Below are 24,215 nucleotides of genomic sequence, written 5' to 3' on the forward strand. Positions count from 1 at the left end.
GGCCGCATAACGGCCGATGCCAGGCCGTAGACCGTCAACGGATACGCCCCGCGCTGCTCGCCGCGGAACGGGGCTTCGGTACGTCGGCCGTCACGGGCAGCATCGGCATCCCGGGCAGTGACTGGGGACCCTCGATGCGTACCTGGAGCTCCGCGATCTGGCCGGTGATGCAGCGGGCGTAGGTGGAGAGCAGGACCGGGACGCTGTTGCCGGCCCAGTCGGCGACCTGGGCGGGTGGGATGCCGTTGTTGAGCCAGGTCGTGAGGCAGGTGTGGCGGAGGTCGTACACGCGCTTGCCGACGGGCGAGTGGTACTCGTGCTCGGGGAGGACGGCCTTGCGGGCCTTGGCCCAGATGCGGCGGTAGACCGAGCCGGCCAGGAGGCCGCCCTTCTCTCCGGGGAAGAGGAGGGCACCGGGCTTGAGCTGTTCGCGCTCGATCAGGGCCCTGAGGCTCCTGGCCAGGTCGGGGTGGACGGGGACGGTGCGGGTGTCGCCGGATGCCCGGCCCTTGAGGTGGCGGGTCTCGTGGGTCTCGCCGTCGTCGGTCCAGTGGCTGCCGACCTCGGGTTCCGCGGTGTGGACACGGAGCTCGCCCCAGCCGGCCTCCGGGAGGACGGCGTCCTCGACCCGCAGAGCGACCGCTTCCTCCGGGCGGAGGCCCGCGTAGTACAGGGCCGCGAAGAAGACGGTGAGGCGGTGGCCGGTGCGGGGGCGGGCGGCGATCCAGGTGAGCAGGGCGGCCACCTGGTGGGGGTTGAGAAGGGAGCGCTTGTCGACGGCGCCGGAGGTTTTCGGGGCGGCGTTCTCCTCCTTTCCCTTGGGCATGGGGTTGGCCCGGAGGATGTTCTGGCGGACGGCGTGGCGCAGGGCCACGTTGAGGATGCGGCGGTAGCGCTTGGCGGAGCTGGCGGCGGCCGGGGTGCCGTCGAGGACGGTGTCGAGCGCGTGGAGGACGGCGTCGACGTGCTTGGTGTCCTCCCAGGCGCTCATCGGGAGCGAGTTGCGGCGGACCCACGCCAGGATCGCCCGGTACTCGGACGGGGCCTCGTCCCGGCGGTTCTTGTTGAAGGCGTACTCGCGCAGCGCCTTGCGGACGTCGACGCCCTCGTACTGGACGGGTTCGGCCCGGAGGAGGGCGAGCGTGGCCTTGGTCAGGGCCTTGGCGGTACTGATGCGGTTGTTCGCCGAGATGCGGGGCCACTTCATGTCGACGTACTGGAGGACGAAGTCGTACCAGGTGATTTCAGTGGACGGCGCGGCGTGGGAGACGGGCCGACCCGTGTCCAGGTCGAAGGGCTCGCCGTTGTTGGCGGCGACGAGCAGGGTGGCGCGGAAGGACTCGGCGAGCGCGCTCTTCTTGAACGTCTCGCCGTGTCGCCGGCCGTCGACCGACCAGCGGACGGTGTAGGTGGTGCCGCGCTTCCCGGCGTAGACCTCCGTCTTGTAGAAGCGGACCTTGTAGGACCGGTTGGTCACGCAGCGACCTCACAGTCGGTGAGCCAGTTCTCCAGGTCGCTGCGGCGGACGCGCAGGCTGCCGTTCGGGAGTTTCACGCAGCGGGGCGCGCGGCCTTTCTGGCGCCAGTCGTAGAAGGTCGACCGGGAAATGCGGAGTTCTTCGCAGAGCTCGTCGACGGTGAGCTTTTCTTCGGAGCGGCGGGTGGCGGTTATCGGGGGTCGGCGCAAGGTGTCTCCTCCGGGAAAAGGGCATGGCTCTGGCAGGGACCGGCACGATGGGCGTTCCGGGACGCACAATGATCCGGAGAATCCCCGGTTAGGGAAACCGGGGATCGTCGGCTATGTTTCGCCCAGCCCGGCCGTCCCTGAGCACGTGAGGGCGCTGGCGAGAAGCGTCTGCGGGGCGATTCCGAGGGCTGCGGCGATGGCGACGAGGTCGTCGATGTCGCAGCGGCGGACGGTGCGTTCGATGCGGGAGAGCGCGGTGAAGGTCATGGGCCGGCCGAGTGCGGTGACGCGGGCGGCGAGCTGGCGCTGGGAGTAGCCGCGGGCAGTGCGGGTGCGCTCGATGGCGTGGGCGGCGGCGTGTCCGGCGGGTCCGATGGCGAGGGGGCGTGGCGGCATGGGTGGTGTTGTAGCTTGCGCGCCGGCCGGTCCGGAAGGACATTCCTGTCTGCCGTGAGCGATGCGGACCGCATAGCGATTTCCTGCGGCGATTTCGCCAACCGGGAATTCGGCCCTACAGTGACCGAACCCGTCGGCGCGGTACGCCGGAAAGTTGCTCAGAATTCCTAGAAGAGTCTGGACTTCTGCGCACCAGGTGTGGCTGTGTTGGCCATGCACCCCGGCGACACCGGATTCCCCTCCCCCTCCCGAAAGGTGGTCGATCGCCATCGCCCGTATCCGCACCATCAAGCCCGAGGCGTTCTCGTCCGAGTCTCTCGCGGCGGTGTCCCTGTCCGCCGAGCGGACCTTCTTCGGGCTGCTCACCCAGGCCGACGACCAGGGCCGGTTCCGCGACCAGGCCGCTGTCATCGCCGGGCAGCTGTGGTCACTGCGCCGCGAGCACGGCCCGGAGGCGGTCGAGGACGACCTGATCCAGCTGGACGTCGCCGGGCTGATCTGCCGGTACGAGGGCGGGGACGGCAAGCGGTACCTGCACATCGTCACCTTCGCCCAGCACCAGAAGATCAACCGGCCCAGCGGAGTCCGCACTCCCCCGTGCCCGCACCACGATCTCGGGATTCCGCGTGAGCCCTCACCGCAGACGCGGGGAGCCCTCGCGGAGACTTCCGCGAGTCGTCCGGGAGGGCTCACTGAGCCCTCCGTGACACGACCGGGAGGATTGACCGAGCCCTCCGTGAACGGCGAATCCGCAGGTCATGACCGTTTCCATGAGTACTCGCCGCAGCCTCACGGAGGACTCACCGAGCCCTCCGTGAGCCCTCACCGTCCGGATCTAGGACCTAGGAACAGGGATCTAGGATCTACCCCGTTGGGGGGCGCCAGCGCCCCCGCGCCCGACTCGGTCTCGGTGAAGGATCTGATCGGCGAGTACGCCGCCGCGTGCCCCCATCGCCCGCCGCAGGACGTGCTCGGTCACCTCGGCCGCGAGGTGAAGAAGCTCCTCGCCGAGGGCATCGCCCCGGACCACATCCGAGCCGGCCTCAACCTCCACCGCGCCAAGGGCCTGCACCCCAGCACCCTGCCCAGTCTCGTGCACGAGGCCATGAACGCCACCCCCGTCGCCGCTGCCCACAGGCCGTGGACCAACCCTGCCGACCCCGCCGCTGCCTACGGAGGCGACCTCTGACCGCCACCCTCACCCGCGACCCACAGCAGCCCGCCCGGATCACCGGCCGCCTCGGCGACATCCTGGCCCAGCGCGGCATCGCCCCCGAGGCCGCAGCGCAGGAGCCGATGCCCGAGCCGGTCACCGCGCTGGAGCTGGCCGAGGCCCGTATCCCCGCCCGCTTCCGGCACGCCCTCGCCGACCACCCCCAGGTCACCGTCTGGGTGGACGCGATCGCCCACGCCGGACGCCCCGGCCCCGCCGGCGCCCCGGGCATCGCGGAGGGACCCTCGCTGCGGATCGTCGGTCCGACCGGCACCGGCAAGACCCACCAGGCGTACGGCGCCATCCGCAGCCTGCTCGCCGCCGGGGTCCGCCTGCGTTGGGAGGCCGTCACCGCCGCCGACCTGTACGCCCGCCTGCGCCCGCGCCCAGGCTTCGACAGCGAGCGCGACCTGCAGAGTCTGATGCGCTGCCCGCTGCTGCTCCTGGACGACCTCGGCGCGGCGAAGACCAGCGAGTGGACCGAGGAGCTCACCTACCGGCTGATCAACCACCGGTACGAGCACCTGCGCCCCACCCTGATCACCAGCAACCTCACCACCGACGCGCTGCGCACGGCCCTCGGCGACCGCGTCGCCTCCCGCCTGGCCCAAATGACCGAGCGCGTCACCCTCGACGGGCCCGACCGGCGCCGTCCCAGACCCCTCGGCTGACCGTCGCCTCCCGCCCCACCCCTCGTACACCCCCTCGGAGCCCGTGCCCTTGCCCTCCCCTGCCCTGATACGCCCCGCCTCCGAACGATGGGGCCGCCCCCTCCTCACGGGGATCACCCTGATCGCCGCCGTCGGCTTCGTCCTCTCGTACGACGCCCTGCGGCAGATGGCCGTCGCCGCCCACATCAGCGGACCGCTGACCTACCTCTTCCCCCTCGTCATCGACGGCTTCATCGCCCTCGGCGTCACCGCCCTGCTCATCCTGCGTACCGCCCCGCTCCGCTCCCGCCTGTACGTGTGGACGCTCGTCACCCTGGCGACCGGCACGAGCATCTGGGCCAACGCCCTGCACGCCATCCGCCTCAACGAACAGGCCCGCCTCCACCTCAACAACGCCACCGTCGGCGCCCTGTCCGCCACCGCACCGCTCGCCCTCGCCGGCGCCGTCCACCTCTACCTCGTCATCAACCGCCACCTCACCGCCAACAAGCCGGCGGCCCCCGAACCGCCAACCGCCACGGCGCCCAGCAGTGAACCGCCACCGCCGACCGCCAAGCACGCCGCCAACGCCACGCTCACCGGCCATGCCGAGTCCGCCGCCACCACCACAACCGCCAAGCCCGCGCCGGAACCGCCAACTCCGCCAGCGGCGGCCACACAGACCGTGCCCGCCACACCCGTCACCCCTGCCACATCCGCCAAGGCGCCTCTTCCCGCCACCGCGCAGTCGGGGAAGGCGGCGCCGAGCTTCGGCGGTCGCAAGCCGAGGGCCACGGAGGCGTACCTCTTGGAGCTCGCGCGCCAGATCCGCAGCGAGACCGGCCACGTCTCCCGCACTCCCGTGGAGAACGCAGCCCGCGCGCAGGGCTACACCGTCGACCGGACCCGGGCCAAGAAGGCCGTCGACGCGGTCCTGGAGGAGGCGGCCGTCACCAAGGACCTGGCATCCACAGCCTGACGCACCCGCCGCTCCCCACCCGCCAGAACGCCCGCACCCAGCACTCACTCCGAAGGAACCCCTGATGCACGACAGCCACGCCGAAGCTCCCACCACCCAGCCGCGGGTGGAGACGGACCCTGCCCCGGGCGGAGCAAGTTGGAGGTTCGGACACTCCCCCGTCGGGGGCGCGTCCGAACCGGTGCCCGCCCCGGGGGTGGCGGGCTCCCTCCCGCGCCGGGGGACGCGGGAGGGTGGGGCTGCGGCCGGGGGCGGTCCGCAGCCGGTGCGGCACCGCCGGGGCAAGTCCCGTGTCCGCGCCCGTACGCAGCGCCGCGCGCACAGCGTCCGTCTCAGCGACGCCGAGCACGCGACCGTCGCCGCCGGCGCCGAAGCGGTCGGCATGAGCGTCGCCGGCTTCCTCGCCCACAGCGGACTCGCCGCCGCCCGCGACCTCGACCGCACCGCCGCCGCCATCGCCACCCGCCAAGACGCGCTGACCGCCCTGTTCGCACTCCGACGCCAGCTCGGGCAGGCGAACAACAACCTCAACCAGGCCGCTCGCGCACTCAACAGCGGCACCTACCCCGACGGCCTGGAAGACACCCTCGCCGCCGTCCGATGCGCCGTCGACGCCGTCCGCCACGTCACCTCCCGCCTCACAGGCCCGCTCTCCGAAGGCACCGCCGCTTGATCCCCCGCATCCACGAGCAGGGCCGCAACACCGCCCGCCTGCTCGCCTACCTCTACGGCCCCGGCCGCCGCGAGGAGCACACCGACCCTCACCTCGTCGCCTCCTTCAACGGCCTCGCCCCCGACCCCGGCCGCGACCCGGAGGCAACCCTCCGCGACCTCGCCCAGCTCCTGGACGAACCCCTGCTCCTCCTCCCCGACGGCACCCGTCCCGCCACTCACGTGTGGCACGCCTCCGTCCGCGCGGCCCGTGGCGACCGCACCCTCACCGACGACGAGTGGGCCGACATCGCCCGCCGCGTCATCACCGCCACCGGCATCGACCCCGGCGACGGCGCCGGCTGCCGCTGGGCCGCCGTCCGTCACGCCGACGACCACATCCACCTCGTCGCCACCCTCGTCCGCGAGGACGGCCGCCGTCCCGACCACCACCGCTCCGGCAAGCGCGCCCAGACCGAATGCCGCCAGATCGAAGTCGACTACGGGCTCCACCGCGTGGCCGCCGGCGACGGCACCGCCGCCAAACGGCCCACCAGCGCCGAACGCCACAAGGCCGAACGCCAGGGCCGGCAGCGGACCACACGCGAGGAACTGCGCGAAACGGTCCGCCGCTCGGCGGCCGGTACCGCGAGCGAGGAGGAGTTCTTCGACCGCCTGGTCTCGGCAGGGCTGCTCGTCCGGCGCCGCATCGCACCCTCCGGCGACACCCTCGGCTACACCGTCGCCCTCCCCGGCGACCGCAACGGCAACGGCCAACCGGTCTTCTACTCCGGCTCCAAGCTGGCCCCCGACCTCTCCCTGCCCCGCATCCGCGAACGCTGGACCCAGGGCCCAGGCGATACCGGCCCACAGTCGCCCCCACCGGTGACGGGGCCCGCGTCCGCCCGCCGACGCGCCACCGGCGCCGCCTGGCAAGCCCTGCTCGTCATCGACCACGGAGACGACGGCATGGCCGCCGCGCAGATCGCCGCCACCGGGGAGGTCCTCGACGCCCTCGCCAAGTCCTCCGCCGCTCATACCCGCGACGAACTCCGCGCCGCAGCCACCGCGTTCGAGCGCGCCTCCCGCTCCCACGTCCGAGCCGTACGAGGGCACGACCACGCCCTTCGCGAGGCCGCCCGCGACCTCGTCCACGGGGGCCCGGCCCTCGGCCGGGGCGAGGACGGTGCCACCACGGCCATGGTCATCGACACCCTGGTCTTCCTCGCGGTCGCCGCCGCGCACTGGCACGCCAGGAAGCAGCACGCCCAGCAGGCCGAAGCCGCCCGCCGGGCCGCCGAACACCTCCGCGCCGCCTACTCGTCCGCGGCCCAGCGCCCCATGGCACTGCTCAACGAGCGGGGACGCCGCCTCGCCCCGTCCTGGCAGCGCCACCACGCCGGCGCCGTACGCCACGCCCTGCCCGAACTGGCCGACCGGGTCCTCGCCGAACCTGGCTGGCCCGCCCTCGCGGCCACGCTCGACGAGGTCCTGACCGCGGGGCACGACTCCACCGCCCTGCTCGCGCAGGCCGCCGCTCGTCGGGAGTTGGACACGGCGGAACGCATGAGCGATGTGCTCGTGTGGAGGCTGCGGCGGATGGCCGGCCTCCCCGCGGATCCCCAGAACGCCCCTGGCCGGCGCACACGAGGCGCTTCCTTCGTCTCCTCGCCGGAACGGGCAGAACACCTTGGCACCCGGGGCGCGAACAGGCCCAGGCGACGGCGCTGAGCCGCGGAATCGAGGCGGAAACATAGCCCAGAATCGCCGGTTAGCCTAACCGGCGATTCTCCCAACAATTGGCCTTCCGAACCGAACCCGGAAGGAATCCCCTATGCCCCAGCCCGAAGCCCGCCCCGAGATCGTTGCCCTGCTCTGCGACGCGAACTTCCAGCACTTCCGCGAAACCGGCACCTGGTCCCACCGTGACGGCCGCCCCTTCACCGAGGAGGAGCGGACCCTGATCTTCAGCGCCACCCGCGCCGACCTGGAGGAACTGGAGGCACAGCACGCGCGCTACCTGAAGTACGTCCGGCCGTACGCGGAAGCGCCCGAAGCCATCCAGCGTTTCCTCGCCCCGTTCATGGACCAGCTCGAAGAGAAGAACCTCGGCAACGCCCACGCCCTGATGACGGAGGAAGAGCGGGCCGAATTCAATCGCCTGCTCGGGCTCATGACCGAATCCGCTCGCCCTTTCACCGCGTACGCCTTCTGACGGGCGCCCCGGAAGCAATCACCGCCAGGGCTTCGTCGCCCTCCTCGCGAAAGTCCTGAACAGCGCGCACCGACTTCCGTACGGCCGGTGGCGGGGAATCTCCCCGCCACCGGCCGTTCGCTGTCCCTCCTGGAGCCGCCCGCGGTCATTCGACCCGGCCCTTGGGCGTCGAGCCGGTGACGATCACGGCGGCGGCGCCCGCCAGGGCCGCCAGCATCAGGAACAGGACCGGGTAGCCGCCAAAGATCGGCGCGAGGGCCGCCGCCGCGAAGGGGGCCAGGGCGGAGGCGGTCATCGCCGGGGCTCCGAGGAGGCCGGAGAGGCGGCCGTAGTGGCGGGTGCCCCAGCGGTCGGTGACGGCGGTGGCCTGGAGGAGGGTGAGGTTGCCCCGGACCATGCCGGCGACGACCGAGACGACAATCAGCAGGCCGTACGGGCCGGGGGTGACGGCCAGGGCGGCGGTGGTCAGGCTGCCGAGGGCGATGAGGGCGACCGTGCGCGTGGTCGTGCCGGTGTGGCGGGCCAGTGAGGCGTAGAGGGTGCGGCCGAGGGTCTGGCCGGCGCCGCCGAGGCCGAGGACCCAGGCGGCCTGGGCGGTGGTGTAGCCGCGTTCCACGAGGAGAGGGACGAGGGTGACGACCACCGCGTACATCGCGAACGCGGAGAGGGTGAGGGCGAGCCCGAGGAGGAGGAAGGGACGGCTTCGGATGACCGCGCGGGGGGTGTGGCCGGGTGCGGTCGGCGCGGGTGGGGCAGGTGGCCAGGGGGCGCGGAGGGCGAAGGCGTGGGCCGGGATCGTGAGGGCCGCCAGGATCGCGGCGAGGACGAGGTAGGTCGTCCGCCAGGTGTAGTGGTTCGCGAGGACGGCCGTGAGCGGGGCGAAGACGGTGGAGGCCAGGCCGCCGGCGAGGGTGACGACGGTGAGGGCGCGGACGTGGTCGGGTGCGTACCAGCGGGTGAGGGCGGCGAACGCGGGCTGGTAGAAGGTGGCGGACATGGCGAGTCCGGCCAGGATCCACCCGCCGAAGAACACCGTCAGGTTCGGGGCGAGAGCGACGACGGTCAGGCTCAGGACTCCGGTCACCGAGCCCGCCGTCATGATCGCGCGGGGGCCGTGCCGGTCGATGATCCGGCCGACCCGGATGCCCGCGATACCGGAGACGAGGAGGGCGAGCGAGAAGGCCGCCATGGTCGTCGAGGCGGACCAGCCGGTCGCCGCCGTGATCTGCGGGTTCAGGACCGGGAAGGCGTAGTAGACGATCCCCCAGCTGGTGATCTGGGTGACGCAGAGAGCGGGCAGGACGGCGCGAGGCCGCGACCAGCCCTTCGTCTTGATCGCGGCCCCGTGCGGCGGGGTGTCGAGGCGGGTCACGAGCCGCAGCATCCACCCGCGGGCTGCTCGGTGACGAGGGGCAGGGCAGCCGGGGCGCCGAGCTGTACGAGCCGAGGCGCCGGCGGTGCGCAGCAGCCGGCGGAGTCGTCGGGCTGGGTTTCGGGGGTGTCGTACAGGCCGGAGCCGCCGCAGACGCCGGTCTCGGGGAGGGTGAGTTCGACGCGGTCGGCGGAGTCGAGGTCGCCGGCGAGGGCGGCGGCGACGGAGCGGACCTGCTCGTAGCCGGTGAGGGCGAGGAAGGTCGGGGCGCGGCCGTAGGACTTCATGCCGACGAGGTACACGCCCTGTTCGGGGTGGGCGAGTTCGCGGTGGCCGTGGGGGTAGACGGTGCCGCAGGAGTGCTGGTTGGGGTCGATGAGCGGGGCGAGGGCGGTGGGGGCCTGGAGGCGGTCGTCCAGGCCGAGGCGGAGTTCGCCGAGGAAGGAGTGGTCGGGGCGCAGGCCGGTGAGGGCGATCACCTCGTCGACCGGGTCGAGGCGGCTGCCGTCCTCGGCGACCAGGACCGGGCGGCCGTCGCCGTCCCGCTCGATCGCCTGCGTACGGAAGCCGGTGACGGCGTCCGCATGGCCGTCGTCCACGGCGGCCTTGGCCGCGAGGCCCAGGGCGCCACGGGCGGGGAGCTGGTCGGCGCTGCCGCCGCCGAAGGTGGCGCCGGACAGGCCGCGGCGGAGGATCCAGAGTGCCTTCGTCCCCTCTTCCTCGCGGGCGAGGGCGGCGAGGGAGGCGAGCGCGGTGAAGGCGGAGGCGCCGGAGCCGATGACGGCGGTGCGCCTGCCCGCGTACCGGGCGCGGACGGCGGGGTCGTCGAGGTTGGGGACGCGGTACGAGATCCGGTCGGCGGCGGCGCGCTCGCCGAGTGCCGGGAGGCCGTCGGCGCCTGCCGGGCTCGGGACCGCCCAGGTACCGGAGGCGTCGACGACGGCGCGGGCGGGGATTCGCTCTTCGCGGTCGTCGGCGTACGTGACGTGGACGGCGAACGGCTGGGCGTCGCGGTCGGCGTCGACGATCCGGTCGCGGCCCGCGCGGGAAACGCCGGTGACCCGGGCGCCGGTGCGGACCTTGTCACCGAGGACGTCGGCGAGGGGCTGGAGGTAGCGGTCCGCCCAGTCGCCGCCGGTGGGGTAGGTCTGCGCGTCGGGCCTGGTCCAGCCGGTAGGGGCGAGGAGCTTCTCGGCGGCCGGGTCGGTGAGCTCGCCCCAGGTGGAGAACAACCGGACGTGCGACCACTCGCGCACCGCCGCGGCAGCCGTGGGGCCGGCCTCCAGAACGAGCGGCTCGATGCCGTGCTCGACGAGATGGGCGGCGGCGGCCAGACCGGTGGGACCGGCTCCGATGACCACGACGGGCAGCTGAGGTGTGGCGGAGTTCATGGCGAGGGTCCCCTTATGTTTCGACGTCCGTCGATGTCTTGGCGTCCTCAGCATGCATCGGACATCGATAAACGTCAACATAGACATTCATCGAATCCAAGGGGTCGTGCGGGCCGCTCGACATCGCCACCGCCAAGGCCCGGCGAATCCCTGGGGGCACCTGTTTCGACATGTGTCAACATAGGCGTATGTCGAACATGAAGGCGCTCCCGCTGCTCCAGCCCGCCGTCGAGCCGTGCTGCCCGCCGCTCACGGAGCGCCCGCTGACGGCCGAGGAGGCGGAGCGGACCGCGGTCATGTTCAAGGCACTCGGCGACCCGGTGCGCCTGCGGCTTTTCTCCGCCGTCGCCTCTCACGAGGGCGGCGAGGCGTGTGTCTGCGACATCTCCGACGTGGGCGTCTCCCAGCCCACCGTCTCCCACCACCTGAAGAAGCTGAAGGAGGCCGGGCTGCTCACCTCCGAGCGGCGCGGCACCTGGGTGTACTACCGGGTGGAGCCGGGGGTCCTCGCAGCGATGGGAGCGCTGCTGAGCCCGGTGGCGACCTCAGCCTGAGCGAACCCGCCCCCGATGTCAGTGGCCGGTCGCATCATGGCGGTATGGCCATCGATGTCGATTGGGCGCGATCCGAGATCGCCAAGTTCCTGGAACTGACGACGATGTACTCGCCGTCGATCCCCAATGTGATCAGCCTCCACCTGGAGACCCGCGGTTCCGATGACGAGATCATCGCGAGCGCCCAAGTGATCGAGCAGATCCTGGATCGAATTCTGCCCACGTGGCGTACCACCGTTCCGTCGGAGAACAACACGACACTGAACCGCTGGTGCCAGCACCGCGAGGCCGCCCAGCGCGCCGATGTCGCTCTCCAGCGGGACGCGGAGATCCGCGAGCGCCTCGGCGACGACGCGCCGCAGCTCAGCGCGGCGACCATGCACCCCTGGGCCTGGGAGGGCGCCCGAGCACTATGGCGGAGCGGGCACTTCCGCGAGGCGGTCACCGCGGCCGCGCGCAAGGTGAACGCCGAGACGCAGAACAAGGTGGGCCGGCGGGACGCCAGCGAAACGGCGCTCTTCCTCAACGTCTTCTCCAAGGACGCGCCGAAGCCCGGTCAGCCCCGCCTCCGCCTGAGGGCGGACGACGGCAGCAGCACCTTCCAGAGCGTGCATCGCGGCGCGGCCGCGTTCGCCGAGGGGTGCTTCGCGGCCATCCGTAACCCCAACAGTCACGAGGACGGCCTGCCCGAGCTTCCCGAGCACGAGGCGCTGGAGCAGTTGGCGGCCTTCAGCGTGCTCGCGCGATGGGTGGATGCGGCCACCGTAGAGCGCTGAGCCCGAAGAGGGGCGTCGGCCGTTGTGGCCGACACCCCTATCCCGGTACGAACGACGCGGAATCGTCAGGTCAGCGCGCCCACGAAGGCCGCCAGGCGCCCCAGAGCCTCGTCGAGCTGCTCGGGCGGGACCGTGTACGAGATGCGGACATGGCCGGGGGCGGCGAAGTCGGCGCCGGGGACGACTGCCACCTGGGCTTCGTCCAGGAGGAGTTCAGCGAAGTCGGCGGCCGACGCGATGGTGCGGCCGGCACGGGTCTTCCCGTACAGGCCGGTGACGTCGGCGAGGAGGAAGAAGGCGCCTTCAGGATTACCGTCGACCTTCAGCCCGGGGATGTCGCCGATCGCCTTGACCGTCGCGAGGCGGCGGGCGTCGAGGGCGGAGCGACGGCGCTCCAGTTCGACGGCGAGGTCGGCGGTCAGAGCACCGAGCGCCGCGCGCTGCGCGACGGAGGAGGGCGCGGAGGCGGTGTGGCTCTGCAGGGCCACGACGGCGGAGGCGAGTTCGGCCGGGGCGGCGAGCCAGCCGATGCGCCAGCCGGTCATGGCGAAGGTCTTGGAGACGCCGCCGATGGTGACGGTCCGGGCGGCGATGTCGCGGCCGAGGGCGGCGACGGAGGCGAAACGGGCTTCGCCGAAGATCCAGTGGTCGCAGATCTCGTCACTGACGATGACGAGGTCGTGTTCGAGGGCGACTTCGGCGAGGGCGGCCAGCTCGGCTCGGCTGTAGACGACGCCGGAGGGGTTGGCCGGGCTGTTGAGAAGCAGGACCTTCGTGCGGTCGGAGATCGCGGCCCGCACCTGCTCGGGCGTGACCTTGAGGCCGGCGTCGGGGGTGGGGTGGACCGGGACCAGGGTTCCGCCGACGAGGGCAACGAGGTGGGGATAACTGACCCAGTACGGGGCGGGCACGAGAACCTCGTCGCCCGGTTCGAGCAGGGCCGTGAAGGCGTAGTGGAGGGCCTGCTTGGCGCCGGCCGTGACGACGACGTCCGTCGCCTCGTAAGCGGTGCCGTGACGGTTGAGGTGGGCGGCGACCGCCGTACGCAGCTCGGGGATGCCGGCGGCGGGCGTGTAGCGGGTGAAGTCGTCCGCGATGGCCCGCTCCGCCGCGCGGGCGGCGGGTTCGACGGTGGGGAAGGCCGGCTCCCCGCTGGTCAGGTTGATGACGGGGGCGCCTGCGGCGGCGAGCGCCTTGGCGTGGGCGTCGAGCGCGGCCGTGGCCGAAGGCGGAACGGCGGCGGCTCGGGCGGAGGGGCGGAGGGGGGTCACGGCTTCCTCGGACTGGCTCGGGAGGTGTGTACGGCGGAGATTCCGGTCCGTGCGGTCAGATCCGCACGGAGTGGAGGGACAGAGCGGCCTGCTGGCTGTGCCGCCGAGCGGCGGCGCGGGCCGCCGGGTCGGTCACTTCGGCACAGCTGTCGCAGAACTGGACTCCGGTGACGGACGGGGAGCGGCGAACCCGGAGGAGTTGGCGGAGGGGAGTGGGGAGAGCGGACATGGCAACTCGCCTCAATTCATAGATGAGCGTCGATACATTGAGCATGACAGAACTCATAGACGAACGTCAATGGATTCTCATGCGCGCCCGCTGGACGGTCACCCCTGGACGGGACCGGCAGGTATCGGCCAGATTGGGCCGCATGATCGACCTTCCCCCCGCGCCACCCGCAGGCCACCCGGACGGATCCTGCTGCTCCTCCCCCATGACGTCCGATCAGGCGGAGGAATGGGCGGCCATGTTCAAGGCACTGGCCGATCCGGTGCGCCTGCGCATCGCCAGCATCGTGGCGTGCTGCCCGGCGGGCGAGGTGTGCATGGGCGAGATCGCGGCCGAGTTCGACCTGACGGGGCCGACCATCAGCCACCACCTCCGCAAGCTGCGCGAGGCCGGCATCCTCGCCTCGGAACGGCGGGCGAACGAGGTCTACTACTTCGTCCGGCCGGAGCGCATCGACCACCTGATGGGCCCGCTCGCGGGGATGCGGAGCGCGGTCGGCACGGCCTCACGCTGCTGACCTCCCCGCACACGGCTGCGGCCCGCCCCCGAGACCGGGGGCGGGCCGTTGCCGTCTTACGTGGTGCTGGTGATGCCTGGGGTGCGGGGGCATCAGCCCTTCGGGGTCAGAGCCAGAACGGGGCCGTGTAGCCGAGGACGACCGCGCCGGTGAAGAGGATGCCGACGACCAGGGCGACGACGCGCCAGCGGGCGATGAGGAGCATTCCGCTGATGGCGCCGATGCTGGTGCCCGCGCCGGTCATGAGGAAGGCGAGCGCCGGGCCGGGGCCCATGCCGCCCTGCATCAGGGTGGCGACGAGCGGGAGCGAGCCGTCGGAGTTCAGGTAGACCGGGATACCGATGAGGGCGGCGAGCGGGACCGCGAAGATGTTGCCGTCGCCGAGGAACTCGGTGAGGTAGCGCGTCGGGATCGAGTTGATGATCAGGAAGCCGAGGGTGGCGAAGCCCAGGAAGTAGATCGCGAGGCGCTTGGAGTTGACCTTCAGCTCCTCCCCGAACTCCTTCAGCTTCAGGCGCTCGACGACACCGGCCGGGGCGGGCGCCGAAGCGGGCTTCGGGGCGACAGGGCGGGTGAGCAGGGCGGTACGGGCAAGGCCGCCACCACCGGCGGGGGTGCCGCCGCCGGTCGAGACGCCGCCCTCGGAACCCTCGGCGTCACCGTCGGAGCTGCAGCAGCTCTCGGACGCCTTCTCCTCGGCCTGGTTGGCCGTGAGGCGCGCCTGCCCCTTCAGCCAGCCGGTCTTCTCGATGAGCCAGGTGAGGAGACCGGCGAACAGGCCGACGACGATCGCCGCGACGAAGAAGGTGGTGGCGAAGTCGAAACCGAAGAGGCCGGTCGAGTAGACGTACTCCTCCGGGCTGGTCAGCGGCGAGGCGACCATGAAGGTGACCACCGGGGCCCACGGGACGCTGGTGGCGAGTGCACCGAGAACGACCGCGGTCGTGCCGCAGGAACAGAAGGGCGTCAGCGTCGCGAGGACGATGGCGCCGACGACGGCGACGGCCGTCTTGCGCCGCATCCAGGAGGAGAGCCGCTCGGCGCCGATGTAGACCGGGATGGCCGAGGCCAGGACCACGCTGATCAGCAGGAACGGCCAGTTGGCCGCGAGGGAGTGGCCCACGTCCTGGGCGGTGCGCCAGAGGACGTCGAGGACGGTGTCGAACACGGAGGGCTCCAGCAATTCATAGACGGCTGTCGATGAGTCAGAGACTGCCGGAACCCATAGACGACTGTCAATGGATCCCGGGAACAATTCATAGATGGCCATCGTTGAATCAGGTATGCCCACACCGATCTCGGAGCTGTGCTGCTCCCCCGTGCTAGCCGGCCCCCTCACGCCCGAGGCGGCCGACGACCTCGCCGCCGCGCTCAAGGTGGTCGCGGACGCCACACGCCTCCGCATCCTCGGGCTGATCCGCACCCGGCCCGACGGCGAGGCGTGCACCTGCGACCTGACCGAGCCGCTCAAACTCACCCAGCCGACCGTCACACACCACCTCAAGGTGCTGTACGAGGCCGGGTTCCTGGAGCGTGAGCGGCGCGGCCGGCAGACGTACTACCGCATCGCGCCCGAGAGCATGAGCGTGCTCTGCCAGGCGCTCGATCCGGCGCCCCAACTGCAGAACGCCTGATCAACACCCCTTTCCGGAGGGCCGGTTCACTCGCACCCCCCACGTGCGCGAACCGGCCCTCCGGCGTTCTCAGGCAGGTGCGTGCCGGGGGTATTTCCTGCCAGTGGTGATCCCTTCCACCCCCGGACGGGCTCGGACAGACTCATGAACACCGGGAGGACGACACACCCCCGGGACCACCGGAAACGGGCCGCCGAGGCCGCCGGTCAACGAAATCCACCGTCCTTGCCTGGGGAGAGCCATGTCTGTTTCGCGTACCTCGAAGCGCCTCGCCGCCGCCGCGCTGGTCACCGTCCTCGGACTCGGCTCCACCTCGGCCCTAGGCACGGTGGCCGGTACGACGCTCGCCGGCGCGGGCTGGGACACCGCCCCGACCGTCACGCTCGCCGGCGCCGGCTGGGACTCGGCCCTCGTCGACCCCTCCACCAACGGCGCCGGCTGGGACTGATCCCCGCCCCGGCCCCTCCGGGCCCCCGCACTCCGCCCCTGACCCGGGCCGCGGACACACCCGCACGACCCCACCCCACCCCGACATACCCTGCTGAACCCACGAGGAGAGCACCCCATGGCCACCACCTGCTGCAGCTCGACCGCCGAGGAGCCCCCCGCGCCCCTCCCGGTCGTCGAGACCGCCTCCACCGGCTGCTGCTCGACCACCGAGACCGTGGAGGAGCCCGCCGGGACGGCCGACGAGCCCGCCTCCACCTGCTGCGGCAGCAAGGAGCCGGAGCCCGAGCCCGCCGAGGCGTCCGGCTGCTGCGGCACCCAGGCCGAGGAGAAGCCCGAGCCGGAGGCGGCCTCCGGCTGCTGCGGGCCCGCGCAGCCCGAGCCGGTCGCCGCGAGCGGCTGCTGCGGTCCGCAGCAGGCCGAGGAGCAGGCCGACCCGGCCGAGGTGCGCTCCGGGCTCTCCCTCGACGACGCGGTCACGGCGCTCGGCGGCGGCATCCCGCAGGCCACCGACCCCGCCCCGTACGTGCAGGTCGACTGGCTGAAGGCGACCGAGGCGAGCCTGGAGGGCGCCAAGCCCTGGCACACCGTCGCCGACCGCGGCGAGGGCGACGTCGCCTTCCTGCCGGGGTACGTCTTCGACGCCGACCCGATCGTGGACGCCGACCCCCGGACGTACCTCGGCTGGCAGCCGAAGAACGGCGCGGTGGCCTGCTGCTCGGCCACGTCCTGCTGCGACTCGACCAACGACACCGTGGAGGCGCTCGGCACCGACGCGTTCTTCCCGTCGCTGCTGCTCGGCTCTCCGCTCGGCTACCGCTCCGAGGCGACCGCGTCCGTCGAGGACCCGCTCCTCGTCGCCGACCTGATCGACCGGATCGTCCCGGCCGCCGCCGAGGCCGGCATCCGCTCGGTCACCGCCCCGTGGCTGAACGACAGCGCCTACAGCGACGTCCTCGCCCTCGCCCTCCAGGCGTACGGCGGCGACATCGCCTTCCACGGCGAGAACAACGTCCTCGACCTCCAGCACGACAGCTACGACGCCTACCTGTCGTCGCTGCCCGCCCGCAAGCGCCGCCGCGTGAAGGAGGACCGCGACCGCGCGGCGAACTCCGGCACGGTCATCGAGCGCAAGGACCGCGAGGAGCTGCGCCCGCTGATCGGCCGGATCTCCGAGCTGATCACGCAGAACCGCCAGAAGTACGGTGGCGGCGAGGACGAGGCGCACATCGGCGCCCTGCTCACCGCGCTCGTCGAGGGCGGCGCGGACGTGCGGGCCTACCTGGTCACGAAGGACGACCTTCTGGTCGCCGTCTCCGTCACCGTCAAGCAGGGCAAGCGGCTCTTCGTGAAGTGGGCGGGCTTCGACTACGACGCCCTGGGCGAGCGCAGCGGCGTCTACTTCGAGATCGTCCTCGACCGGCCGTTGCGCGACGCCTACGCCGAAGGCGTCACCGCCATCGAGGCCGGTCCGGGCGCCGACGAGGCCAAGCGGCTGCGCGGTTTCCGTCCACGCCCGATCCGCTCCGTCGTCCTCGTCACCGACACGGCGCTGCGCCCGAAGGTCGCCGAGCTGCACGCCGCCTTCGGCCAGGCCCGCCGCGAGGCGCTGGGCGCCTCGGCCGAGGAGGAGCCGACGACCGCGATCGGCCGCCTGAAGGCGAAGCTGCTGGGCAACACCGCGTACGAGCCGGTCAAGCCGATGCAGCCCGAGGGCGGCTGCTGCGGCTGACCCCTCCCAGGTCCGACGGCCGGACCGACAGGTTCCCCGAGCGGCCCCGACCCGAGCCACGACTCCACACCCCCACAGACCGGCCCGGTGCGTCCCCCACGCACCGGGCCGGTCCTGTGTGCGCACTCGCTCGGGTCAGTGGGGTGTGCGCACCGTCTCGGGGTCAGTCCGTCCAGCCCGCCTTGGTCGCGAGGACTCCCGCCTCGAAGCGGCTGCGCGCGCCCAGCCGGCCCATCAGGTCGGAGACGATCCGGCGTTCCGTACGCAGCCCGATGCCGAGCTTCTTCGCGGCGATCTCGTCGGTGGCGCCCTGCGTCAGCTGGCGGAGCAGCTCACGCTCCTGCGCGGTGAGGCCGACGTCGTCCCGGTCGCGGACGCTGCCGAGCGGCGCCGCGCACTCCCACACCTGGTCGAACAACGCGACCAGGGCCGTCATCAGGCCAGGTCCGGTCAACTGGACGGCGCCCTTCCTGGTGTTGTCGGGGTCGACGGGCAGGAGGGCGACCTCGCGGTCGAAGAGCACCATGCGCAGCGGGAGGGCGGGGGCGGTGCGCACGTCGCCGCCGTTCTCGTGCAGCCAGTGGGCGTACTCCACCGTGGGGTTGTCGTTGCGGACGCTGTCCAGGTACACGGTGAGCAGTCGCACGCCCCGCCGCATCAGGTCCGCGTCGAGCGGCCGGCTGGCCTCCAGGCTCGCCGCGGACTGGGCGCCGCCCGGCATGAAGGACAGGCACTCGCTGGTGCTGCGGTGGGCCAGTTCCTCCAGTCGGGCCTGGATGGCGTCGATGCCCTGGAGGTACTCGACGCCGTGCCGCTCGCCGGTGCGCAGTTCGGAGTACTCGGCGAGCAGGGTGCTGATGGCGGCCTGCGATTCGGCGAACTGCTTCTGCTGGGCGAGGAGTTCCGCCTGCTGGCGCTGGAGCAGGAGCTGCAAGCCCAGATTGGGGCTGACCGGGCGCAGGCCACCGGGAGCCTGGAGGGAGCGGCGGAGCAGATTGAGCTCGGCGAGCCGGTCCAGGGCCTCCCGTACGTCCGCCTCGGAGAGGGACAGGTGGCGCGCGATCTCGGCCACGCCCCAGTCCTGCTGCGTGAGCATCGTCCGGTAGACCGACTCCGCGCCCACATCCAGGCCCAAACTCGCCAGCACAGCTTCCCCCCGGTCTGCGTCTCGATATCCGAGACGAACTCGGTAACCCATTGGCGAGCGCCGATCTTTGCAGGTCAGAGGTGAGGCGACAAGACTTGTTCACAGTGCGGTCAGCCTGCGGGCGAGGCGGGCGAGCACGTCACCCTGACCGGAATTCACCTCACCCAGGCAGGTGGGTGCCGGGGGCGGTTCATGCCAGCCGATATGCCTTCCGGCCTTCCCGCCACCCCCGCAGACTGGTGTCCACAAGGCGCGCACGAGTCCCGCACCGCGGAATCCGAAACGTCGCCGCGCCCCCATTCCCTGGATTTCATCCACCCACTCACGGAGGACAGCCATGTCCGCTGCGCGGAGAATGCTGCGCCTGGCCAACCGGGCGGCCGCCGTCGCCCTGGGCTTCTCGCCGGCCGGCGGGCACGGCTGCGGCCCCAAGTGCCGGCACGCGGAGGCGTACGCCAAGGTCGCTCCGGCCGAGGCGGCACAGCACGTGTGGTCCGTACCAGGGGTGAGCCTCCAGCCGGGAGGCCCCATGCTGATGGCCACCGCCACCCTCGTCGCCACGGATGCCGTCGCCCACCGGAGGCCGGAGGCGGCCACCGTCACCGACATCGTCTGGGCGTCCGCGACGCCGCCCGACGACCTTGAACATGTTCACGCCCAGATCACCTCGGGGCGAATCGAGCTGACCTTCTTTCACCGCACACGCAACCCGTCCGAGGCGATTTCCGCCGCGCGGGAAATCTGTCTGCGCGCACTGAATTCCAGCCCCACCCTGACCCATTGGCGGATCATCGCCACCCCTCAACTCCCCGACGCCCGAACCGGCTTGGGCCCCCTTTCCGTGTGACGCAGATCACACTTCCTGCGAGGAGAACCACCCCATGAGCGGCATCAACGACCCCCGCCTCAAGGCCGAAGAGCTCGCCGTCGAGACACTGGCCGGCATCGACCACGACGTGAAGGTCCTCGGCTCGAAGAGCTACACGAACCGGCAGATCGCCGTCGCGGCCCTGTCCGGCAAGGAGGGCGTGATCGACGGCGCCCTGCTCTCCGACGACACCGTCTACTTCACCCGGGCCGTCGAGTCCTTCGGGCACGTCAGCGCCGAGATCGACCACGAGAACAACCGGATCTCCTTCACCCCGACGGGCAAGCCGATGACGGCCCCGCAGGAGGAGATCTTCGTCGGCGGTGCCGGCACCCCGCTGCGCTTCCTGATCTCCATGGCGGGCCTCGCCGAAGGCACCACCACCATCACCGGCAACACCCGCATGCAGGAACGCCCCTTCGGCGACCTGCTCGCCGCCCTCCCCGGCCTCGGCGTCGACGCGGTCGCCGTGCGCGGCAACGGCTCCCCGCCGATCCGCGTCACCGGCGGCAACTTCGTCGGCGGCAGGACGAAGATCTCCGGCGCCGTCTCCAGCCAGTACACCTCCTCGCTCCTCATCAGCTCCGTGCTGGCGCAGCAGGACACCGAGATCGAGATCGTCGACGAGCTGGTCTCCAAGCCGTACGTCGAGATGACCCTCGCCACCCTCGCCGAGCACGGCATCACCGTCGAGCGCGACGGCCACCGCTGGTTCAAGGTGCCCGCCGGGCAGTCCTTCAAGGGCGGCCACGCGGTCGTCGAGCCGGACGCCTCGGGCCTGTCGTACTTCATCGCCGCCGCCGCGATCCTCGGCGGCCGGGTCACCATCCCCGGCATCGGCTCCCGCTCCCACCAGGGCGACGTCGGCCTCGTCGAGGTCCTCGGCCGCATGGGCGCCCACACCGAGATCGGCGACGACTCCGTCACCGTCCGGGGCGGCGAACTACGCGGCATCGAGGTCGACATGGACGCCATGCCCGACGTCGTCCCCTCGCTCGCCGCCGTCGCCGCCTTCGCCGAGGGCCCGACCCACATCACCAACATCGCCAGCCTCCGGGTGAAGGAGTGCGACCGCATCGCGGCCGTGACCACCGAGCTGCGGAAGATGGGCGTGAAGGTCGACGAGTACGACGACGCCATGACCGTCCACGGCGGCCCCTCGCACGGCGCCGTCATCGACACGTACGACGACCACCGCATCGCCATGACCTTCGCGATCATGGGCCTGCGCACCCCCGGCGTCGTCATCAAGGACCCGGGCTGCGTCGCCAAGTCCTTCCCCGCCTTCTGGCAGACCCTGGACACCCTGCGATGAGCGGGGGAAGCAACGGCGTCCTGCTCGTCCTCGACGGCTGGGGACACGCGGAGCCGGCCCCGGGCAACGCCCTCGCCGTCGCCGCCACCCCCCTCCTCAACGGCATCCGGGCCAAGCATCCCTCCGGCCTCGTGGAGGCGTCCGGCGAACACGTCGGGCTGCTGCCCGGCACGGTCGGCAACTCCGAGATCGGTCACATGGTCATCGGCGCCGGACGGCCGCTGGACTACGACAGCGTCCTCGTCCAGCGGCAGATCGACACCGGCGGCCTGCGCGACAACCCGCTCCTGACCGGGGCGCTCGACGCACTCGCGGTCGGCGACGGCGCCCTGCACCTGATCGGGCTGGTCTCCGACGGGCAGATCCACGCCCACGTCGACCACCTCCGGGAGCTGCTGACGATCGCCGCCGCCCACGGCGTCGGACGGGTCTGGGTCCACGCCGTCACCGACGGCCGGGACGTCGCCGATCGCACGGCGGGCCACTACCTGGGCCGGGTCGAGGAGTTCTTCGCCGCCACCGGCGTCGGCCGGCTCGCCACGGTCTCCGGACGCGGCTACGCACTCGACAAGAGCGGCGACCTGGAACTCACCGCCAAGGTCACCCAGGCGATCGCGGACGGCCGCGGAGCCACGGCCCGCGACCACGGCCAGGTCCTGGCGGGCGCCGGCGACGGCGACGTCTGGGTCGTCCCGACCGTGCTCACCGACTCCACGGGCGCACCGCTGGCGACCGTACGGGACGGGGACGCGCTCCTCTTCGCCAACTTCCGCAGCGACCGCATCCAGCAGCTCGCCGACGACCTGGTCAAGCACCTGGCCGACAACGACGTGCGGATCCTCTCGCTCACCCAGTACGACACCGAGGCGGACATCCCCGCCCTGGTGGGCCGCGCCGACGCCTCCGGGGGACTCGCGGACCAGCTGGAGGCCGCCGGGCTGCGGTCCGTACGGATCGCGGAGCAGGAGAAGTTCGAGCACGTCACGTACTACCTGAACGGGCGCGACGAACGCCGCCGCGAGGTCGAGGAGCACGTCCGGATCACCTCGGACACGGCGCCCGACTACACCGCCCGGCCGGAGATGAACCTCGACCGGGTCGCGGACGCGGTGATCGAGGCCGCGGGCCGCGACGGCGTCGCGCTGGTGGCGGCGAACCTCGCCAACATCGACGTCGTCGGTCACACCGGCGACCACGACGCCACCGTGCGGGCCGCCGAGTTCACCGACGGCCAGGTGGAGCGGATCCTCGCCGCCGCCGCGGCGGCCGGCCGCTGGGTGCTGCTCGTGGGCGACCACGGCAACGCCGAGCGCATGACGAAGCCCGGCCCGGACGGCACGCCGCTCCCGTACGGCGGCCACACCACCAACCCCGTCCCGGCGGTCGTCGTCCCCGCTCCCGGGCAGCTCCTGCCCGACACCCTCCGCGCCGGTGGGAGCCTCGCGGACATCGCCCCCACCGTGCTCACCCTGCTGGGCCTCCCGAACGGCCCGGCCATGACCGGACGGAGCCTGTTGTGACCCTCGCCCCGCCGCAGGAGTCGATCGCCACCCCCGGTGGTCCGCGCTTCGCCGGCGCCTTCGCCGACGACGCGGTGGTGAGCCGGCCCGACCTCGGCGCCGCGCTCGCCGCCGAGGTCCGCGCCGGCGCCGACGGCTCGGCCCACGTGCTGATCGTCACCAACCTCACCGACGAGGCCCAGGAGCTGCTCCCCGAGCCCCTCCTGCCGGACGGCCCCGGCCCGCTGCTCTTCCTGGGCGGGGCCTCCACCACCTCCGAGCGCGACGGCAGGCTCGTCGCCCGCCTCCTCCCCCACGGCTTCGTCCGCCTCGGACGCGCCTCCGACACCCTCCAGGAGCAGACCGCATGACCACCGTGACCGGCCCGCGCCCGCGCGTGGCGCTGATCGGGGACCACGGCAAGTCCCCCGCCCACGCCCGGCTCGACGCCTTCCGCGCCGAGCTGGACGTGGACACCGTGTGGGTGCCCACCGACACCCTCACCGGCCCCGAGTCGTTCGACGGCTTCGACGGCATATGGGTCGTCCCCGGCTCCCCGTACGAGAACAAGGACGGCGTCCTGGCCGCCGTCCGCCACGCCCGCGAGAACGGCATCCCCTATCTGGGCACGTGCGGCGGCTTCCAGCACGCGCTGATCGAGTACGCCCGCAGCGTCGCCGGTCTCACCGACGCGGACGACGTGCAGTACGACCCCGAGGCGGCGACCCCGCTGATCGTGCCGCTGACGTGCTGCCTGGCCGGCGAGCAGGCTCCCCTGCTGCTGACCGCGGGCAGCCGGCTCGCGGCGGTGTACGACGGCGCCGAGCGCAGCACGGAGACGTATCACTGCAAGTACGGTCTGAACGCCGACTTCGTCGAGCTGCTGACGGGTGCGGGCGTGCTGTTCAGCGGCTGGGACACCGAGGGCGCGCCGCGGGCCGCCGAGGTGCCGGGTCACCCGTTCTTCATCGGGACCCTTTTCCAGCCGGAGCTGGTCTCGGGCCAGGGGCGGATCCACCGGCTGATCACGGCCTTCACGGCCGAGGTGACCGCCCGGGCGACCGTCTCCGCCTGAGGCGACCGCCCGGCCCGGCGGGGGTCACGCCTCGGGCGGAACCTCTCCGTCGCCGTCGCCCTCGCCCCAGATCAGCGCGTCCAGTACGGCGCGGTGCTCGGCCCTGACCGCGTACCAGGCCCAGGTGCCGCGCTTCCTGCGGCTCACCAGCCCCGCGTCCACGAGGATCTTCATGTGGTAGCTGACGGTGGGCTGGGCGAGGCCGAGCAGCGGCGTCATGTCGCACACGCACGCCTCGCCCTCCGGGGCAGCCAGCAGGACGCTGAGGATCTGCAGCCGGGTCGGGTCGGCTATGCCCTTCATGTGGCGGGCGAGCACCTCGGCCCGTTCCCTGGGCAGCGGATCCACCTCCAGGGGCGGCCCGCAGGTCGGATCCTCGTCGATGAAGGGCAGCAGCCCCGAGGAGTTGCCGGTCACCTGTTCTACGGGCATGAAGATCACCCTACGTCCGCCTCTCGGCTCGCCCGAGTCACCGGCCACCGCGTTCACTCATTGTTCGCTTTCCCTTAAACGGGAATCCGGATCTCGCTCCGCACCTCCACGCGGCAGGTGGGTGCCGCAGGCGGTTGCCGCCAGCGCCATCCCCTTCTCCACCCCC

27 protein-coding genes are annotated in these 24,215 nt (G+C 72.1%); 17 read left to right on the plus strand and 10 right to left on the minus strand.

Translation table 11 applies throughout. The features are described from left to right. Positions 1–34: 34 nt before the first annotated feature. The 3 genes from ACIGHB_RS23055 to ACIGHB_RS23065 all read right to left on the minus strand — a co-directional run bounded on the left by ACIGHB_RS23055 (position 35) and on the right by ACIGHB_RS23065 (position 2,082). Complete coding sequence (locus ACIGHB_RS23055) at positions 35–1,477, minus strand: tyrosine-type recombinase/integrase (protein ID WP_399915495.1); 1,443 nt, start codon at positions 1,475–1,477, stop codon at positions 35–37. Beyond that, entirely contained in the window at positions 1,474–1,686 is a 213-nt protein-coding gene (locus ACIGHB_RS23060; protein ID WP_399915497.1) for a helix-turn-helix transcriptional regulator, read from the minus strand. Before ACIGHB_RS23060 ends, ACIGHB_RS23055 begins: the two co-directional genes overlap by 4 nt. Before the next feature lie 111 nt (positions 1,687–1,797). Next, on the minus strand, positions 1,798–2,082 hold the full coding sequence (locus ACIGHB_RS23065; RefSeq protein WP_399915499.1) for a helix-turn-helix domain-containing protein: 285 nt from the start codon (positions 2,080–2,082) through the stop codon (positions 1,798–1,800). A gap of 268 nt (positions 2,083–2,350) precedes the next feature. Between ACIGHB_RS23065 and ACIGHB_RS23070 the strand changes: the two genes are divergently transcribed. From ACIGHB_RS23070 to ACIGHB_RS23095, 6 genes are all read left to right on the plus strand, one after another. After that, positions 2,351–3,271: a hypothetical protein gene (locus ACIGHB_RS23070; protein WP_399915658.1), complete on the plus strand. Its 921-nt coding sequence runs from the start codon at positions 2,351–2,353 to the stop codon at positions 3,269–3,271. Beyond that, positions 3,268–3,966, plus strand: coding sequence for an ATP-binding protein (locus tag ACIGHB_RS23075; RefSeq protein ID WP_399915660.1), 699 nt, complete (start codon positions 3,268–3,270; stop codon positions 3,964–3,966). Before ACIGHB_RS23070 ends, ACIGHB_RS23075 begins: the two co-directional genes overlap by 4 nt. A gap of 43 nt (positions 3,967–4,009) precedes the next feature. After that, complete coding sequence (locus ACIGHB_RS23080) at positions 4,010–4,924, plus strand: DUF2637 domain-containing protein (protein WP_399915501.1); 915 nt, start codon at positions 4,010–4,012, stop codon at positions 4,922–4,924. 265 nt (positions 4,925–5,189) lie between these two features. Next, positions 5,190–5,597 carry a plasmid mobilization protein gene (locus ACIGHB_RS23085; protein WP_399915503.1) on the plus strand — a complete coding sequence of 136 codons (408 nt, stop codon included), beginning with the start codon at positions 5,190–5,192 and terminating at the stop codon, positions 5,595–5,597. Beyond that, positions 5,594–7,306, plus strand: a complete 1,713-nt coding sequence (locus ACIGHB_RS23090; RefSeq protein WP_399915505.1) for a relaxase/mobilization nuclease domain-containing protein — start codon at positions 5,594–5,596, stop codon at positions 7,304–7,306. Before ACIGHB_RS23085 ends, ACIGHB_RS23090 begins: the two co-directional genes overlap by 4 nt. 103 nt (positions 7,307–7,409) lie before the next feature. Next, positions 7,410–7,790 (plus strand): hypothetical protein, encoded by a 381-nt coding sequence (locus tag ACIGHB_RS23095; RefSeq protein ID WP_399915507.1) that lies wholly within the window; start codon positions 7,410–7,412, stop codon positions 7,788–7,790. Positions 7,791–7,935: 145 nt separating this feature from the next. On the opposite strand, the gene ACIGHB_RS23100 is transcribed toward ACIGHB_RS23095, so the two are convergent. Together ACIGHB_RS23100 and ACIGHB_RS23105 are read right to left on the minus strand one after the other, a co-directional pair. Next, complete coding sequence (locus ACIGHB_RS23100; protein WP_399915509.1) at positions 7,936–9,162, minus strand: MFS transporter; 1,227 nt, start codon at positions 9,160–9,162, stop codon at positions 7,936–7,938. Continuing rightward, positions 9,159–10,553 carry an NAD(P)-binding domain-containing protein gene (locus ACIGHB_RS23105; protein WP_399915512.1) on the minus strand — a complete coding sequence of 465 codons (1,395 nt, stop codon included), beginning with the start codon at positions 10,551–10,553 and terminating at the stop codon, positions 9,159–9,161. Before ACIGHB_RS23105 ends, ACIGHB_RS23100 begins: the two co-directional genes overlap by 4 nt. Before the next feature lie 188 nt (positions 10,554–10,741). Here ACIGHB_RS23105 and ACIGHB_RS23110 point away from each other — a divergent pair, with 188 nt between their 5' ends. Together ACIGHB_RS23110 and ACIGHB_RS23115 are read left to right on the plus strand one after the other, a co-directional pair. Beyond that, on the plus strand, positions 10,742–11,107 hold the full coding sequence (locus tag ACIGHB_RS23110; protein ID WP_399915514.1) for an ArsR/SmtB family transcription factor: 366 nt from the start codon (positions 10,742–10,744) through the stop codon (positions 11,105–11,107). A gap of 44 nt (positions 11,108–11,151) precedes the next feature. Then, positions 11,152–11,883 carry a TIGR02391 family protein gene (locus ACIGHB_RS23115; protein ID WP_399915516.1) on the plus strand — a complete coding sequence of 244 codons (732 nt, stop codon included), beginning with the start codon at positions 11,152–11,154 and terminating at the stop codon, positions 11,881–11,883. 65 nt (positions 11,884–11,948) lie between these two features. Here the strand turns inward: ACIGHB_RS23115 and ACIGHB_RS23120 are convergent, their stop codons facing one another. Together ACIGHB_RS23120 and ACIGHB_RS23125 are read right to left on the minus strand one after the other, a co-directional pair. Further along, entirely contained in the window at positions 11,949–13,154 is a 1,206-nt protein-coding gene (locus tag ACIGHB_RS23120; RefSeq protein WP_399915518.1) for a pyridoxal phosphate-dependent aminotransferase, read from the minus strand. A 55-nt stretch (positions 13,155–13,209) separates the two neighbouring features. After that, a complete protein-coding gene (locus ACIGHB_RS23125; RefSeq protein WP_399915520.1) occupies positions 13,210–13,383 on the minus strand; it encodes a hypothetical protein in 174 nt (57 codons plus the stop codon). A 205-nt stretch (positions 13,384–13,588) separates the two neighbouring features. Between ACIGHB_RS23125 and ACIGHB_RS23130 the strand changes: the two genes are divergently transcribed. Continuing rightward, positions 13,589–13,900 carry an ArsR/SmtB family transcription factor gene (locus ACIGHB_RS23130; protein ID WP_399915522.1) on the plus strand — a complete coding sequence of 104 codons (312 nt, stop codon included), beginning with the start codon at positions 13,589–13,591 and terminating at the stop codon, positions 13,898–13,900. Positions 13,901–14,006: 106 nt separating this feature from the next. Here ACIGHB_RS23130 and ACIGHB_RS23135 read toward each other — a convergent pair whose 3' ends face one another. Next, positions 14,007–15,068, minus strand: coding sequence for a permease (locus tag ACIGHB_RS23135; RefSeq protein ID WP_399915525.1), 1,062 nt, complete (start codon positions 15,066–15,068; stop codon positions 14,007–14,009). A 94-nt stretch (positions 15,069–15,162) separates the two neighbouring features. Between ACIGHB_RS23135 and ACIGHB_RS23140 the strand changes: the two genes are divergently transcribed. The 3 genes from ACIGHB_RS23140 to ACIGHB_RS23150 all read left to right on the plus strand — a co-directional run bounded on the left by ACIGHB_RS23140 (position 15,163) and on the right by ACIGHB_RS23150 (position 17,713). After that, positions 15,163–15,534 (plus strand): ArsR/SmtB family transcription factor, encoded by a 372-nt coding sequence (locus tag ACIGHB_RS23140; RefSeq protein ID WP_399915527.1) that lies wholly within the window; start codon positions 15,163–15,165, stop codon positions 15,532–15,534. 241 nt (positions 15,535–15,775) lie between these two features. Further along, on the plus strand, positions 15,776–15,982 hold the full coding sequence (locus ACIGHB_RS23145) for a hypothetical protein (protein ID WP_399915529.1): 207 nt from the start codon (positions 15,776–15,778) through the stop codon (positions 15,980–15,982). Between the two features lie 117 nt (positions 15,983–16,099). Beyond that, positions 16,100–17,713: a GNAT family N-acetyltransferase gene (locus ACIGHB_RS23150; RefSeq protein WP_399915531.1), complete on the plus strand. Its 1,614-nt coding sequence runs from the start codon at positions 16,100–16,102 to the stop codon at positions 17,711–17,713. 163 nt (positions 17,714–17,876) lie between these two features. On the opposite strand, the gene ACIGHB_RS23155 is transcribed toward ACIGHB_RS23150, so the two are convergent. Next, positions 17,877–18,860 carry a helix-turn-helix transcriptional regulator gene (locus tag ACIGHB_RS23155; RefSeq protein WP_399915533.1) on the minus strand — a complete coding sequence of 328 codons (984 nt, stop codon included), beginning with the start codon at positions 18,858–18,860 and terminating at the stop codon, positions 17,877–17,879. Between the two features lie 337 nt (positions 18,861–19,197). Here ACIGHB_RS23155 and ACIGHB_RS23160 point away from each other — a divergent pair, with 337 nt between their 5' ends. From ACIGHB_RS23160 to ACIGHB_RS23180, 5 genes are read left to right on the plus strand one after another with little or no spacing between them, the layout of a single operon-like run. Continuing rightward, a complete protein-coding gene (locus ACIGHB_RS23160; RefSeq protein ID WP_399915535.1) occupies positions 19,198–19,707 on the plus strand; it encodes a hypothetical protein in 510 nt (169 codons plus the stop codon). Between the two features lie 34 nt (positions 19,708–19,741). Beyond that, positions 19,742–21,043 (plus strand): 3-phosphoshikimate 1-carboxyvinyltransferase, encoded by a 1,302-nt coding sequence (gene aroA / locus ACIGHB_RS23165; protein WP_399915537.1) that lies wholly within the window; start codon positions 19,742–19,744, stop codon positions 21,041–21,043. Further along, positions 21,040–22,563: a 2,3-bisphosphoglycerate-independent phosphoglycerate mutase gene (gene gpmI, locus ACIGHB_RS23170; protein WP_399915539.1), complete on the plus strand. Its 1,524-nt coding sequence runs from the start codon at positions 21,040–21,042 to the stop codon at positions 22,561–22,563. Before aroA ends, gpmI begins: the two co-directional genes overlap by 4 nt. Continuing rightward, positions 22,560–22,913 carry a hypothetical protein gene (locus ACIGHB_RS23175; protein WP_399915540.1) on the plus strand — a complete coding sequence of 118 codons (354 nt, stop codon included), beginning with the start codon at positions 22,560–22,562 and terminating at the stop codon, positions 22,911–22,913. Before gpmI ends, ACIGHB_RS23175 begins: the two co-directional genes overlap by 4 nt. Next, positions 22,910–23,617, plus strand: coding sequence for a hypothetical protein (locus ACIGHB_RS23180; protein WP_399915542.1), 708 nt, complete (start codon positions 22,910–22,912; stop codon positions 23,615–23,617). The genes ACIGHB_RS23175 and ACIGHB_RS23180 overlap by 4 nt, the downstream gene beginning before the upstream one ends. Positions 23,618–23,641: 24 nt before the next feature. Here the strand turns inward: ACIGHB_RS23180 and ACIGHB_RS23185 are convergent, their stop codons facing one another. Next, positions 23,642–24,049, minus strand: a complete 408-nt coding sequence (locus ACIGHB_RS23185) for an ArsR/SmtB family transcription factor (RefSeq protein ID WP_399915544.1) — start codon at positions 24,047–24,049, stop codon at positions 23,642–23,644. Between the last annotated feature and the right edge of the window lie 166 nt (positions 24,050–24,215).

The organism is Streptomyces sp. NPDC085460, assembly GCF_044541975.1.
GTDB lineage: Bacteria > Actinomycetota > Actinomycetes > Streptomycetales > Streptomycetaceae > Streptomyces.

Coding starts and splice junctions, on each gene's coding strand:
- gpmI (WP_399915539.1), top strand. CDS start 21,040: ATGAGCGGGGGAAGCAACGGCGTCCTGCTCGTCCTCGACGGCTGGGGA.
- ACIGHB_RS23125 (WP_399915520.1), bottom strand. CDS start 13,383: ATGTCCGCTCTCCCCACTCCCCTCCGCCAACTCCTCCGGGTTCGCCGC.
- ACIGHB_RS23145 (WP_399915529.1), top strand. CDS start 15,776: ATGTCTGTTTCGCGTACCTCGAAGCGCCTCGCCGCCGCCGCGCTGGTC.
- ACIGHB_RS23110 (WP_399915514.1), top strand. CDS start 10,742: ATGTCGAACATGAAGGCGCTCCCGCTGCTCCAGCCCGCCGTCGAGCCG.
- ACIGHB_RS23095 (WP_399915507.1), top strand. CDS start 7,410: ATGCCCCAGCCCGAAGCCCGCCCCGAGATCGTTGCCCTGCTCTGCGAC.
- ACIGHB_RS23140 (WP_399915527.1), top strand. CDS start 15,163: ATGGCCATCGTTGAATCAGGTATGCCCACACCGATCTCGGAGCTGTGC.
- ACIGHB_RS23180 (WP_399915542.1), top strand. CDS start 22,910: ATGACCACCGTGACCGGCCCGCGCCCGCGCGTGGCGCTGATCGGGGAC.
- ACIGHB_RS23160 (WP_399915535.1), top strand. CDS start 19,198: ATGTCCGCTGCGCGGAGAATGCTGCGCCTGGCCAACCGGGCGGCCGCC.
- ACIGHB_RS23150 (WP_399915531.1), top strand. CDS start 16,100: ATGGCCACCACCTGCTGCAGCTCGACCGCCGAGGAGCCCCCCGCGCCC.
- aroA (WP_399915537.1), top strand. CDS start 19,742: ATGAGCGGCATCAACGACCCCCGCCTCAAGGCCGAAGAGCTCGCCGTC.
- ACIGHB_RS23105 (WP_399915512.1), bottom strand. CDS start 10,553: ATGAACTCCGCCACACCTCAGCTGCCCGTCGTGGTCATCGGAGCCGGT.
- ACIGHB_RS23130 (WP_399915522.1), top strand. CDS start 13,589: ATGACGTCCGATCAGGCGGAGGAATGGGCGGCCATGTTCAAGGCACTG.
- ACIGHB_RS23115 (WP_399915516.1), top strand. CDS start 11,152: ATGGCCATCGATGTCGATTGGGCGCGATCCGAGATCGCCAAGTTCCTG.
- ACIGHB_RS23065 (WP_399915499.1), bottom strand. CDS start 2,082: ATGCCGCCACGCCCCCTCGCCATCGGACCCGCCGGACACGCCGCCGCC.
- ACIGHB_RS23185 (WP_399915544.1), bottom strand. CDS start 24,049: ATGCCCGTAGAACAGGTGACCGGCAACTCCTCGGGGCTGCTGCCCTTC.